Genomic DNA, 12292 nt, shown 5'->3' with positions numbered 1-12292 from the left:
GACTCCCGGACATGGATTTCGGTAGGTCACCGATCGCTGATTCAGGCGTGGATTCTCAGTCTGCCGCTTCTGCAGCAGAATCACGGGAGCCGATCTACCCAACCGGCCGGGCGCTGTTGAGAACCTGCTCTTCCTGACGGCTGCGTCGCCCTTCTTCGACCAGCCAGTCACGCACGCGCCTTGCTTGGGCATTGAGTTCTCTCGATCGTGGCCAGACGACGTGGAAAGCCGCGTTGGTGTGAAGAACATGCCCGCCCACGGGAACCAGCGCTCTCGATCGGATCTGCTCCTCGATAAGATGCTGCCAGCCGAGAGCCACGCCTTCGCCTGCCAGAACGGCCTGTATGACGAGCACATAGTCGTTGATCGCCAGCCGCCGCGCTTGAGCGGAATATCGCACTCCCGCACTTGCAAACCACTCCGACCAATCGCACGCAACTCTGACGGGTTCTTCCAGATGAATGAGAGGTAACGTCAGGAGGTCTTCTGGCCGCTCGGGAAGACCGCGCCGTTCCACGAAGCCGGCGCTTGCGACGGGAAAGACAACTTCCGGCGCAAGCATGACGGAGTGGTAGCGCGGCCAGCTTGCCGAATCGCCGCCACGAACGCCGAGCGGGATGGGCTCCTCGTCCAGATCGAGGTCTCGCATGCTGGTTTGGATGCGCAGATCGATGTCCGGCAGGTCGGCACGGAAACGGGTCAGACGCGGCAGCATCCACATGGAACCGAATGCGGTCGAGGCTGCCAGAGTGACGTTGAATTCCCGGCCTTTCGTTCGAATGTCCTCTGCAGATTTGTGGATGCGCGAAAGACCGACGGTGACATCCGCATGGAAACGCTCGCCCACCTCGGTCAATTCGACACTGCGATGCTCGCGATGAAAGAGGGGTACGCCGAGCTGGTCTTCAAGCTTCCGCACGGCAAACGAGACCGCAGCCTGGGTCATTCCGAGTTCTTCGGCGGCCCGACTAAAATTCTGATGCCTTCCCGCTGCCTCGAAAATTATCAGGCTGGAGGCGGACGGCAAAAGTCTTCTGAAAGTTTCCATAAATGGAGCTTATACAAAGGCCAAGTTTTTTCCAGCGTTACAAAGCGCCAAAGTCGTTTAGCCTCTCCTTGGATTATGGAGGTGGAAATGACCGAGGCGGCAATTGAAGAGAGAGTTGACAGACGTGGACGAAGTGGGCGATCCGCCCGGCGCGATGGCGCGGAAAAGCTTCACGTTCCCTATATCGTCCGCAACATCCCGGCCTATGACATTCTGTCTGAAGAGAACCTGCAAAAGATCGAGCGAACGGCGGACCGTATCCTGGCGGAAATCGGAATAGAGTTTCGCGACGACCCGGCTGCCGTCGAACACTGGAAGAAGGCTGGGGCCAAGGTGGACGGCGTGCGCGTTCGCTTCGAACCAGGAATGCTTCGTGAGATTGTCTCTTCTGCCCCGAGTGTCTTCACCCAGCACGCCCGCAATCCAGCGAACAGCGTGCAAATCGGGGCAGGCAACGTGGTCTTCTCGCCAGCCTACGGTTCGCCTTTCGTCATGGACCTCGACAAAGGCCGCCGCTACGGCACCATCGAAGACTTTCGCAATTTCATCAAGCTCGCTCAGGCAAGCCCGTGGCTGCATCATTCCGGCGGCACGATCTGCGAGCCGGTGGACGTGCCGGTGAACAAGCGTCACCTCGATATGGTCTACAGCCACATCAAATATTCCGACCGCGCGTTCATGGGGTCGGTGACGGCGGAGGAGCGGGCCGAGGATTCCATCGAGATGACACGGATCCTTTTCGGCGCTGACTTCGTCGACCAGAATTGCGTCATCCTCGGCAATGTCAATGTGAACTCTCCCCTAGTCTGGGACGGCACCATGACGAAGTCGCTGCGGGCCTACGCCCGCGCTAACCAGGCCGCCGTTATCGTGCCATTCATCCTCGGTGGCGCCATGGGGCCTGTCACGAATGCGGGCGCCATCGCCCAGTCCTATGCCGAAACGCTCGCCGGCTGCGCGCTGACACAGCTCGAGCGCAAGGGCGCGCCGGTCATCTTCGGCAACTTCTTGTCTTCAATGTCGCTGCGGTCGGGATCCCCCACCTTCGGCACCCCCGAGCCCGCCATTGGCTCGATGGTCATCGGGCAGCTCGCGCGGCGGCTGAAGCTGCCTCTGCGGTGTGCGGGCAACTTCTCCAACGCCAAACTGCCGGACGGCCAGGCCATGCAGGAAGGGCTGATGTCCATGCTGTCGGCCATCCACTGCGGCGCGAACTTCATCCTGCATTCGGCCGGCTTCCTTGATGGTCTGCTGTCCATGTCCTATGAAAAATTCGTGATGGACGCGGATTTCTGCGGAGCGCTCCATTCCTATCTCGCTGGCGTCACGGTGGACGACAACACGCTGGCCTTCGACGCGTTCGAAGAAGTGGGCCCCGGCAGCCATTTCCTTGGCTCCGCCCATACGATGCGAAACTACCAGACCGCCTTCTGGCAAACGACGTTGTCGGACAACGAGCCTTTCGAGAAGTGGAGCGAGGAGGGCGGATCGACCGATATTGCGACCCGCGCCAATCGCCAGTGGAAAAGGACGCTCGAAGACTACGAAGCCCCACCTCTCGACAGCGCCCTTGATGAGGCCCTTCGTGACTTTGTAAACAGACGCAAGTCGTCGATGGCCGATGGCTGGTACTGAAAGGAAAGGTGCGGACAGGGAAGCCTTATGAAGGCCCTTGTTGCATTCGTTCGAAGGCGTCCTAATTGCGATCAGAGAAATGGTGGCAGAAGATTGCACCGCTGCCGCCAAATGCCTGCCATCCACGGATGCGCCGCGAGGAACTGATCATGAGCATGTCGCGGCAGGGAGATTTGTTTGCTGAAGCGGAGCGACGACTGCCCGAAGGATTCCGCTACCAACCCGATGTCGTTCCGGAAGCTATGCAGTCGGACCTGCTTCGCGAGGTCAGGCAACTGCCGCTGAAGCCGTTCGACTTTCATGGTTTCGAGGGCAAGCGGCGGGTCGTCTCCTATGGCTGGAAGTATGATTTCGATACGGAGCGGGTGGCGCGTATCAACGACATACCCTCCTTTCTTTTCCCGGTCCGCGATATTGCGGCAACGTTCGCTCATATTCAGCCCGACAGGCTGCAGCAGGCGCTGATCACGGAATATGCGCCTGGTGCGCCGATCGGCTGGCATAAAGATAAAAGAGTGTTCGGCAGAGTGGTCGGCATTTCGCTGCTCTCGCCATGCGTCTTCAGACTGAGGCGCCGTGCCGGCGCAAAGTGGGAGCGCGCCTCACTGATTGCCGAGCCGGGTTCCATCTACGTGCTGTCGGGCGCGGCCCGGAGCGAATGGGAGCATTCGATCCCACCCGTGGAGCAGCTTCGCTACTCGATTACCTTCCGGGAAATCGGCTGACGAAGCGCGGTTTCCTGAACCGTAACCAATGCCGAGGCGTTCATAGTTAAATGGACCATTGCAGCACGACGAACATGAAGAGCGGCGAAGAGAACCACACCAAAGGGGATGATTGGGTGGGCGCGGCGGCGACCTTTCCCTATGATCGTATGACGGTCGAACGGTTCCGCAAAAGCTTTCCACGTGCCCGCTGGAGTGACGATCTCAAAGCTTGGTTCGTGCCCGGAAAGACGGCAGCGCGGCGTTTCGACCGTTGGTTGGAGCGCGAGGCTGCTGCCGCGGATGCCTATGCCGATATCAAGGGCCGTGACGCCTATGCTTTCGACCCGATTTTTTCGAACTATCTCCTCGTGCGCGACGATCGCCTGGAGGTGAAAACGCCTTATTCCCATACGGTCGTCGATGAGATGCGGGACGTACCATTTGCCTCGTGGGATGCGGACAATCGGGTCTGGATCATTCCCTACCGATCTTACGAAGATTTGCGTCGATGCTGGGACCGGATCGAGGCTGCCGCCAAGCGCAACGAACCTGAGGAGCGCAGGAAGCGGCAGGCGGAAAGACGTGGATCAGAGCAAGAGCGGGCATCGCGTGCCCGTGCAGCCGAACGGCGCCGCCGGCGCTATCCTTTGCTACCGGATGAACTTCCGCCCCTTGGCCGGCCCGTGATGACACAAAGCTACGGCATCGTCGTCTTCACCGGCTTTGACGGGGAACTCGTTGAGCCGGAAGCCCTTCGTGCCCTCTACGGCGGCGTTCCGCCGGATGACGATTATATCTGGGGACGCTGGCGCCCGGCCACTTTCGATGAACTCTTAAAAACCTGGCCGTCGCGGCAGGGTTCACAGACTAGCGACAGCGGCGCCCTCTGGGCACAGCCCACACTTGAGGAATTGCGTGTGGCAAGGAAAGCTGCCCGCGCACTGGAGCGGCGGCGAAAGCCATCAGACTCGCCGCCGCATCGCCTCGGCGCTTGATCCCCAAACGTCGGTCCAGCGCTCAGGCGCCTTCGGCATCGAGGAAAATTGGTCAAAAACGTCACACCGAGAGGGGATTGGTTCAAATGCACGCTTTTAGAGAAATCGTTGTTGAACAATTTCGATCTAAACTTTTCTGCGAGACTGTTACCACCAAATGCAAAAGCAGGTTGTGAAATTCTCGAGGACAAAATGCGAAGGGTGTTGGGATTTTTTTCGATCAATAGCAAATTTGGAACGACTGTAATCTTGGAAGGAAGGTCGGACCTTCCCATTGGAAAAGAGCTTCGTGCCGAGATCTACGCTCCAGGCCGAGCAGTCGTTGAAGCCACCGCATATAAGGACTGGCCGCATCCGAGGCCCGTTGCCTACGAAGGCTATATTTTAATGGGAATTGCGAAAGCCGATCTCATCGACGGAACGGCTGTTAAGCTCAAACTGCAATAACGCGTAAGCAGCTCTAAAAACCGCCGATCTCGCGGGCGACAGTCTGCAGGGCAGGTGCGCCAAATCCGTTACCCGGTATTAAATCGTTTCACGTGATCGATGAACGCGCGGAGTTTCACTGCCATGTTGCGGCGGTTCGGATAGTAGAGATAAAAGAGACAGCGCGCGGCTCGGGCCACATCATCAATCTCGCTTCGGTGGGAGCGCTTTCGGTGTCACCGACGGCTGCCGTCTATTGCGCGACAAAATTCGCGGTGCGGGCCATTTCGGACGGATTGCGTCAGGAGCGGAGCGACATCCGTGTGACCTGCATCCATCCCGGCGTGGTCGAAAGCGAGCTTGCCGATTCGATTACCGATCCCGCTGCAGCCGAGGCGATGAAGACCTACCGCGCCATAGCGCTTCGGCCGGAGGCCATCGGACGGGCAGTTCGGTTCGCGATCGAGCAGCCGGAAGACGTCGACGTGAATGAAATCGTCGTGCGTCCAACGCAGGCGGCGCATTGATGCGCGCCCGCCTTCATGTCGGGGCAGTCCCGTAGTTTGCGGCGCTTTTGCGAGGACGATATGAATCGCACGAGTGAAATGCATCCCTTCGTTGGCACTTGGGTGACCGCCGACGGACATATCCGTCATGAACTGTTGCCGAACGGCCGGTACGACGAAGCGCGGGGAAATCGGAAGAGCGCTTATCGGGGCCGGTACGAGGTGACCGGGCAGCATATCGAATACTGGGATGATACGGGCTTCACTGCCGATGGTGACTTCGTCGATGGCGTGCTGCATCACGCCGGAATGATACTCCATCGCGAGCGGTAGAATAGCAGGTGCGCCGGCGGGCTATATCACCCTGCCGGCGCCCCGTTTGGATGTCCGCGTGGAGTTGGCATCCGATGGATTGGTGACGGCGCTCGAAAGATTCCTGCCGGAGAGCGCCAATCTGTATGCGGTCACGAATGGCACCGCGGCCAGTCATCGCGTTCGAGCCCTTATCGATTTCCTGGCGGATGAGTTGCAGCAGGGGGGTTGATCTCGAAAACCGTCTCCATCGATTTTGGCGGTCTTCTTTTGAGGACAAGCAGATTTCCGCATAGAACGAATGCGAGACCGACACCAATCATAGGCGTCGGTACATATGCCTCCAGAAACACGGAAATCGTCAGCGCGACGACGGGAAATAGCACGGTCATATAGGCCGCTTTCTCCGGTCCGACCCAATGCAACACTGTAAGATATGCAGTAAAGCCGATGACTGAGCCGCCGATTGCCAAATACAGCAGAGAAATCAAATAGACCGGTGACAGATCAAGGGTGAACGAGGCTCCGCGGAGCAGCGCAAATGTCGAAACGATGATTGCGCCATATAGCATCGCCCAGGCATTGACGGAGGCGGTCGGCAAACCCTGTTTCTGATTGCGGGCCGAGACGAGGTTTCCAACGGAGAAAAACCAGGTACCCAACAACGCCAGAAACAGCCCGATGATCATATCCCTGTTCATCGCTGCATTTGCGATGCTACCCCAGAACAGGATCGTGATGCCGGCAACTCCGAAGATGGCGCCCGCCAGAATGTTTTTGGCTGGCCTGCGGCCGTAGAAGGCGAAGGCGTTTAGAATATTGAATATGGTTGCGGAGGAAAACACGACGGAGACAATTCCGCTCGGGATATAAATACTTGCGATATACAGGCATATGAAATTGCACGAGAAGAGGCATAGCGCCTGTAACAGGAGGTAGGGCTGCTGCCGAAGCGGGATCCGCTGCAGCTTCCGCCTCGCAAGGAGGACACAAATCAAAATGACGCTCGCAAGTGCGAATCTGTAGGTGATCGATGCCTCGACCGATACGATGCCGACCTGGTGCTTGATGGCGATCCAGGTTGTTCCCCAAATGAAGACGGTCAAGATGTAATAGAACGCGGTCATTGCCGACTTTCTCCTGAAGACTGCTGGAACCTCCATTTCCAACGTCACGAGGAGTCGGTCTTTCACGATCTTGGCTCGATGTTATAAGATCTTGGGTATTTCTGGGGCTCACCCGCGCAAATCATAGAACACGGATTTGCATCGCCAAAGAACGGTTATGCATGTGGCGGAATAATTCCAGCGTGAGTGAGGCCCTTACCGGGACCGGCGCCTACCTTGAGCGGGCGGGTTCCCTTTCCCATGGGCTCTCATTGGCCGTTTGGAAAAATGACGGTTATCCCACCGACTATGAGTGGCCCGATCATCACACTTTGAGCCTATATCTGTCCGGCGGCGACAAGGTGGTGCGGGAGGACAGGAAGCTCTCGGGTGGTGCCCCGGGTAAGATTTGCCTCCTGCCCGCGGGACATCTGAGCCGATGGAGTGTCGGCGCGCCCGTTCGGATGCTGCATCTCTATATCGCCCCGACGATCATTGAGCATCAAGCTCTCGATTGTTTTGGTATCAGGCAAGGCGCTTTCGAACTCAAGGATCTGACTTTCCTGGATGATCCTTCAATTGCGATGATTATGGGTGGCGGGGTATTGCCGTTTGACTGGGGCGACAGGAGCGATCGGCTGGCTCTGGACTCTGCCTGCCACCTGCTGATCCATCACATCATCAAACGTCATGTTGGGGATGTAAGAAGCCAAATCGACCATGGCGGCCTGTCACCGCGTGTGCGGCGCCGGATATGTGATTTCATCGAGGCGAGCCTCGAGCTTCCACTGACATTGGATCAACTGGCCTCGGAAGCACGTCTGAGCAAGTTCCATTTTGCGAAGATGTTTCGCGTGAGCTTTGGCGTTTCTCCGCACCGCTACCTCATGGAAAGGCGGCGGCAGCGCGCCAAGCAGCTTCTGCGCCATGACAATCTCACGCTCGCCGATGTTGCCTTGGCTTGCGGCTTTGCGTCTCAAAGTCATTTTACCAAGGCCTTCAAGGCGGAATGCGGAGTTACGCCTGGCGAGTGGCGTAAGACACGATAAGTCCTCCGATCCAAGCGTTGCGAGCCATTCACACATCGGAAATCGCGGGACGGTGACCAGTGCCAGGAGGCCTCAGATGTCCCCCTTGCCGGTTGTGAAAAAATTTTTGGACACCGTCTTGAATCTGAAAAAAGCACAAACCAAATCGATGTTCACCGGCAGCCCAAAGGGGGCCGGAGAGCCGGAGACGCAGGTTTCCGACGCGTCTCCTTTCCATCTCGCTTTACGGAGGATTTGGCTATGAGAAACGAATTCGACTTCGCACCGCTGTACCGGTCCAGCATCGGCTTCGACCGTGTGTTCAATCTCCTCAACAACGCCCAGCGCCTGCAGGCCATCGATACCTGGCCGCCCTACGACATCGTCAAGACGGGTGAGAACGACTACCGCATTCAGATGGCGGTGGCTGGTTTCGCCGACGCCGATCTGGACATTACGCAGGAGCGCAACGTCCTTGTCGTGAAGGGTCAAAAGGCAGAGCAGAAGGAAGGGGAGTATCTGCACCGCGGTATTGCCGGCCGCGCCTTCGAACGGCGCTTCGAACTGGCCGACCACGTCAGGGTCGAGAATGCCTCGCTGACGAATGGCCTTCTCAGTATCGAGCTAAAGCGCGAAATCCCCGAAGCAATGAAGCCGCGTAAGATTGCGATCGGTGGCAGCCAGCCCCAGGCGACGCCGCTTCAGATCGATGCCGAAAAACAGGTGGCCTAAAAGCAGCGGATGCCGCTCGACCTCGGGCGGCATCTCTCAGTCGGGTACCTCGAAATGGAAACGATCAACGTTCAAAAATCGGCTTTTCTCGATGCCCGCGATCTCGCCGCCTGCCAGTTCGTTTTCGACGAACTGCTGAAGGAGATCGCGGTAGCCAAGGACTCGGAAGAGGCCGAACGCATTGCGGCCATCGTAATTGAGCTCTATCGGCAGGGCATGCACGATGTCTCCCATCTGAAGGTCATGGTGGAGAGTGCGCGTGGCCTGTTCGGCCGTTCCAAGCCGGAGGCGGCCGCATTCGGCTAGTGTTTTCCGGTCGCTCGCGATCGTCGGGCGACCGGATCCGCCGGGGCCAAATCTGGATCGGACATAAGCAATTTCCGAAAGGGGAGTGAGGCAGCAGGTATCAGCTACTGCCTACTCCGGTTATGGGCAGTTTGAGGAGGCTGCGGGATTGGCCGCCTGGTCCTGCTTCATCGTGGTCGTGTTTTTCGATGTCGACATTGCGTTGCAGTCGCTGGCCTTTCCGGCGTCGTTGCTGGCGCCGCTGGTGCTGCCGCTTGTGGTGCTGCCGCTGTTGGTCTTGGAGCCATTGGTGCTGTTGGTGCCGGTGTCTCCGGAGCCCGAAGATGTCGATGCCCCCGAACCGCTCCCTGAATTGGATCCGCTACCGCTGCTGCCGGACTGCTGGGCCAATGCCGACGTTGCAAGGCCAATGGAAAGAACCGACACTGCCATGATCTTTAAGAACATGATTTTCTCCTTCGATGTTCTTTGTTTGCCGACGTCGAACAAATATCGGCCTGGCATGTTCCACACTTTCCGGTCACCAATCGTTGAATCAGCTTATCCTTCGCCGGTGGGGCATAAGCGGCGTCGTTTCTGTTTAGCCTGGTGGCGTCTTAAGTATCTTGTGCCGGAACTGCTGCGTTCATCTTTGCGTTATTCCTCGCCGTTGTAACGCGAGGGTATCATGACCGACATTTCCGCCTCCAAATTGTTCTCCAAATTCGCCGCCACGATCGCAGACCTCTGCGGAAAACCCGCTACCTTCGTTGTGGCGGCAGGGCTTGTCCTTGTCTGGGCGATCTCCGGACCTTTCTTCGCCTTTTCCGAAACTTGGCAGCTTGTCATCAACACCGGAACGACGATCATTACCTTCCTGATGGTATTCGTGCTTCAGAACTCCCAAAACCGCGACGGTAAGGCCCTGCAGGCAAAGCTCGATGAGCTCATTCTGACATCGCAGGCCCAAAACAGATTTGTCGGCATTGAGAAGCTCGACGAACAGCAGCTCCGAGAAATGAGCGAGGCACTTACGCGCAAGGCGGAATGTATTGGAGACGCCGCTGATGATCGGGCGAACCTGCGGGAAGAGGCCCGCAGTTCTTCGGCTGATTAGCACGGTCCGGCCGTTGCCGGATCAGGGCCGGCCCTGGCACAGATCCGAATGGCCGCGCTTTTCGGCATGCTCGGGAGGCGAACGTCTACGTCTTCGCGAGGGCAGCCGTTTCGATCGGATTCAGCAGCGTTGCGAGTGATACCGGGCGGCGCAGACTCTGGGCGTCGACGCCGACGTCATACTGGCGGGGGAGCGGTTTGAGCCTTCCATGGGAGTGGCCGTGCAGATTGATCGACTTCTTGCCCATCTTGTTCCAGGTTCGAAAAGGATAGTGACAGAGGATCAGCAGGTGGTCGTCGAGGATCATCTCGGTGTAGTGCTGGACGCTTTTCCAGCCGCTCGCCTTGACCGTGGCTTCGGGGTCGTTGTTCCCGATAATAAGATGCTTACGGCCATTCAGCATCGAGAGAAGCTGATCGCAGTCGCCACCGCGTGACGACATGAAGTCGCCAAGGTGCCAGACGTCGTCTTCGGTTCCTACGATCTCGTTCCAGTTCTTGATCAGGGTTACGTCGTGGAATGCCGTGTCCGGGAAGGGACGGCGGTCGATCTTCAGCACGCGTGGATCGGCAAAATGGGTATCGCTCGTAAAATAGATCATTCGGTCAAGATGGCAGACTTCGATGGGAAACCAAGGGCTTTCTGGTGATTTGCCTGATGGAGGGAACGCCGCTTCGCGGCGTGGCGATCTATTTGGGGATTTCCTCAAGCACGAGCCGAAGTTCGATGATCGGCTTGCGTTCCGCATCGAACACTTCGACCGTCAGCATATTCAGCGGTTCTTCGGGAAGACCGTCGCGCGCCATCTCGGCCAATGCCGTCCGAGCTTGGCGCTTGGCCTCCTCTGCGGTGGCAAAGTCGTGTTCCACCTCGACCGGTTCCGCGCTCGTCCGGTCGATGATTTGGAAAAAGAATTTCGGCAAAGGACCCTCCTGTCACGGAAGAGAATGCGCCCGGCTGATTGCGGTTCCCTGGCGGATCAACCTATCTTTTCCGATCTTCACCCACGGACGACGACAGGCGCAATCTGCGCAGCCGCTCCGTTTTCTCCTCGCGTTTCCTGCGCTCTTCGTCCGCAGCTTCCATTGCCACCCTGTTTGTATGTTCGAACGCGGCCATGCGTTGTTGCACGGTCAGCGTCTTTCTGATCCTGCTAACCATCGTATCGTCTTTTTTGTTGAGCGTTTCTCGACAGATGGGGATGTCGGTCCGTCCGATCAATGGTCTCAAACGTACGAAGCCGGGCGCAACAAGGAAAGCTCGCAGAAATGGATGGCCGTTAGCCATAAATCCGAGGGCAAGTGCGGTCTGTAAGATGAGGGCGGATACGAGCGAGGCTCGGAATACGATCCTGATCGGGCGAGCTCGGAGGGCGCTTCCGAACGTTCCTTTATCAGACGAAAACACCTGGCGTCCAGGCAGATGTCTCGCCGGGAACAAACCGGGCGATTGTCGGGTTCTGTCGCAAAGAAGGCCTTCGCCGGCCCAGAGCGTGCGAGCTGGATGCAGTCCTACGGCAAACGAAGCATAGCTCTTGCAAGTCGCATGAGCAGCAATTGGCATAGCAGCCGCCCGTCGGAAGCAGCTTCGGAGGAGCAGATTTGAGCGTGGATGATCATCGTGATATCCAGAACCTCCTTCTTGCGACGCTCTTGCCCGAGGACATGAAGCTGCTGCGCCCGCTTCTCGATGCGGTGACCCTAAAGCAGAAAGATGTGCTGTTTGAGCCGTTGCAGCCCATGGAGCATGTCTACTTCTTCGAGAGCGGTCTTTCCTCCGAGATTGCGATCAATGCCGGCTCCAAACAAATCGAAGTTGGATGTGTGGGGCGCGAGGGTTTTTCGGGAGTGCCGGTGGTGCTCGGGGTGGACAGGACACCTCACCGGAGCTTTATGGAAGCGGGCGGGGTCGCCCTGAAAATGCGCTCCGACGATCTCCAGCGCGTCATGGATGTCAGTCGCCCATTACGCCAGCTTCTGCTTCGGTACGCGCATGTCTTCATGATGCAGATCGCCTCGACTGCGCTTGCAGACGGGCGCTACAACGTCGAGCAGCGCCTCGCTCGCTGGCTCCTGATGTGCAACGACAGGATTGGCAATGAGCTTCCTTTAACCCACGAATTTTTGGCTCTGATGCTGGGTGTCAGGCGTCCAAGCGTAACGGACGCACTTCATATCCTTGAAGGACAGCGGCTCATCAAAGCGGAACGGAGCCTGATTTCGATCAAAGACCGTAAGGGGCTTGAGGCTCTCGCCGGCGAAGCCTATGGACTTCCCGAAGCAGAATATCGTCGTCTCATTGCAGAAATTTAGGCTGTCTTGCACGGAGCAATTGAGCCTCCTCCCGTGCCGTAATGCTAGCACATCCGCAGATCTCTGCGTTTGACTGCCACCGT

General features: G+C 57.8%; 16 protein-coding genes and 2 pseudogenes. 13 read left to right on the top strand and 5 right to left on the bottom strand.

From position 1 onward, the window contains the following. Window positions 1-94: 94 nt before the first annotated feature. On the bottom strand, window positions 95-1048 hold the full coding sequence (locus QDY28_RS14420; protein ID WP_331382365.1) for a LysR substrate-binding domain-containing protein: 954 nt from the start codon (window positions 1046-1048) through the stop codon (window positions 95-97). 81 nt (window positions 1049-1129) lie between these two features. Between QDY28_RS14420 and QDY28_RS14415 the strand changes: the two genes are divergently transcribed. The 6 genes and pseudogenes from QDY28_RS14415 (at window position 1130) to QDY28_RS14390 (ending at window position 5650) form a co-directional block, all read left to right on the top strand. Further along, window positions 1130-2683 carry a trimethylamine methyltransferase family protein gene (locus tag QDY28_RS14415; RefSeq protein WP_442967520.1) on the top strand — a complete coding sequence of 518 codons (1554 nt, stop codon included), beginning with the start codon at window positions 1130-1132 and terminating at the stop codon, window positions 2681-2683. A 149-nt stretch (window positions 2684-2832) separates the two neighbouring features. Further along, window positions 2833-3408 carry an alpha-ketoglutarate-dependent dioxygenase AlkB gene (locus tag QDY28_RS14410; protein WP_331382394.1) on the top strand — a complete coding sequence of 192 codons (576 nt, stop codon included), beginning with the start codon at window positions 2833-2835 and terminating at the stop codon, window positions 3406-3408. 50 nt (window positions 3409-3458) lie between these two features. Next, entirely contained in the window at window positions 3459-4385 is a 927-nt protein-coding gene (locus QDY28_RS14405) for a hypothetical protein (protein ID WP_442967519.1), read from the top strand. Between the two features lie 111 nt (window positions 4386-4496). Beyond that, window positions 4497-4832, top strand: coding sequence for a hypothetical protein (locus QDY28_RS14400; RefSeq protein WP_331382363.1), 336 nt, complete (start codon window positions 4497-4499; stop codon window positions 4830-4832). A 158-nt stretch (window positions 4833-4990) separates the two neighbouring features. Continuing rightward, window positions 4991-5338, top strand: a pseudogene (locus QDY28_RS14395) (SDR family oxidoreductase); the annotation flags it as partial. 60 nt (window positions 5339-5398) lie between these two features. After that, window positions 5399-5650, top strand: a complete 252-nt coding sequence (locus QDY28_RS14390) for an Atu4866 domain-containing protein (protein ID WP_331382362.1) — start codon at window positions 5399-5401, stop codon at window positions 5648-5650. Window positions 5651-5820: 170 nt separating this feature from the next. On the opposite strand, the gene QDY28_RS14385 is transcribed toward QDY28_RS14390, so the two are convergent. Both QDY28_RS14385 and QDY28_RS14380 read right to left on the bottom strand, forming a co-directional pair. Then, the gene (locus QDY28_RS14385; protein ID WP_331382392.1) at window positions 5821-6318 is read right to left on the bottom strand and encodes a DMT family transporter; all 498 of its coding nucleotides are present in this window, start codon (window positions 6316-6318) and stop codon (window positions 5821-5823) included. Window positions 6319-6366: 48 nt separating this feature from the next. Beyond that, a pseudogene (locus QDY28_RS14380) lies at window positions 6367-6756 on the bottom strand (DMT family transporter); the annotation flags it as partial. 182 nt (window positions 6757-6938) lie between these two features. Between QDY28_RS14380 and QDY28_RS14375 the strand changes: the two are divergent. The 5 genes from QDY28_RS14375 (at window position 6939) to QDY28_RS14355 (ending at window position 9897) form a co-directional block, all read left to right on the top strand. After that, complete coding sequence (locus QDY28_RS14375; protein ID WP_331382361.1) at window positions 6939-7784, top strand: helix-turn-helix transcriptional regulator; 846 nt, start codon at window positions 6939-6941, stop codon at window positions 7782-7784. Between the two features lie 240 nt (window positions 7785-8024). Further along, the gene (locus QDY28_RS14370) at window positions 8025-8495 is read left to right on the top strand and encodes an Hsp20 family protein (RefSeq protein ID WP_331382360.1); all 471 of its coding nucleotides are present in this window, start codon (window positions 8025-8027) and stop codon (window positions 8493-8495) included. A 54-nt stretch (window positions 8496-8549) separates the two neighbouring features. After that, entirely contained in the window at window positions 8550-8801 is a 252-nt protein-coding gene (locus QDY28_RS14365) for a hypothetical protein (protein WP_331382359.1), read from the top strand. Window positions 8802-8949: 148 nt separating this feature from the next. After that, window positions 8950-9456: a hypothetical protein gene (locus QDY28_RS14360; protein WP_331382358.1), complete on the top strand. Its 507-nt coding sequence runs from the start codon at window positions 8950-8952 to the stop codon at window positions 9454-9456. Window positions 9457-9468: 12 nt separating this feature from the next. Then, window positions 9469-9897, top strand: a complete 429-nt coding sequence (locus tag QDY28_RS14355) for a low affinity iron permease family protein (protein ID WP_331382357.1) — start codon at window positions 9469-9471, stop codon at window positions 9895-9897. An 85-nt stretch (window positions 9898-9982) separates the two neighbouring features. Here the strand turns inward: QDY28_RS14355 and QDY28_RS14350 are convergent, their stop codons facing one another. After that, entirely contained in the window at window positions 9983-10498 is a 516-nt protein-coding gene (locus QDY28_RS14350) for a hydrolase (protein ID WP_331382356.1), read from the bottom strand. A gap of 88 nt (window positions 10499-10586) precedes the next feature. Continuing rightward, window positions 10587-10820 (bottom strand): DUF6894 family protein, encoded by a 234-nt coding sequence (locus tag QDY28_RS14345; RefSeq protein WP_331382355.1) that lies wholly within the window; start codon window positions 10818-10820, stop codon window positions 10587-10589. Here QDY28_RS14345 and QDY28_RS14340 point away from each other — a divergent pair. Both QDY28_RS14340 and QDY28_RS14335 read left to right on the top strand, forming a co-directional pair. Continuing rightward, complete coding sequence (locus QDY28_RS14340) at window positions 10795-11211, top strand: hypothetical protein (RefSeq protein ID WP_331382354.1); 417 nt, start codon at window positions 10795-10797, stop codon at window positions 11209-11211. The two genes, QDY28_RS14345 and QDY28_RS14340, sit on opposite strands and share 26 nt — an antisense overlap. Window positions 11212-11504: 293 nt before the next feature. Continuing rightward, complete coding sequence (locus QDY28_RS14335) at window positions 11505-12209, top strand: Crp/Fnr family transcriptional regulator (RefSeq protein WP_331382391.1); 705 nt, start codon at window positions 11505-11507, stop codon at window positions 12207-12209. Window positions 12210-12292 lie beyond the last annotated feature (83 nt).

Origin of the sequence: Rhizobium sp. BR 362 (assembly GCF_036528765.1) — a bacterium.
Lineage (GTDB): Bacteria > Pseudomonadota > Alphaproteobacteria > Rhizobiales > Rhizobiaceae > Rhizobium.
This window is presented reverse-complemented; position numbering and strand designations above follow the sequence as displayed.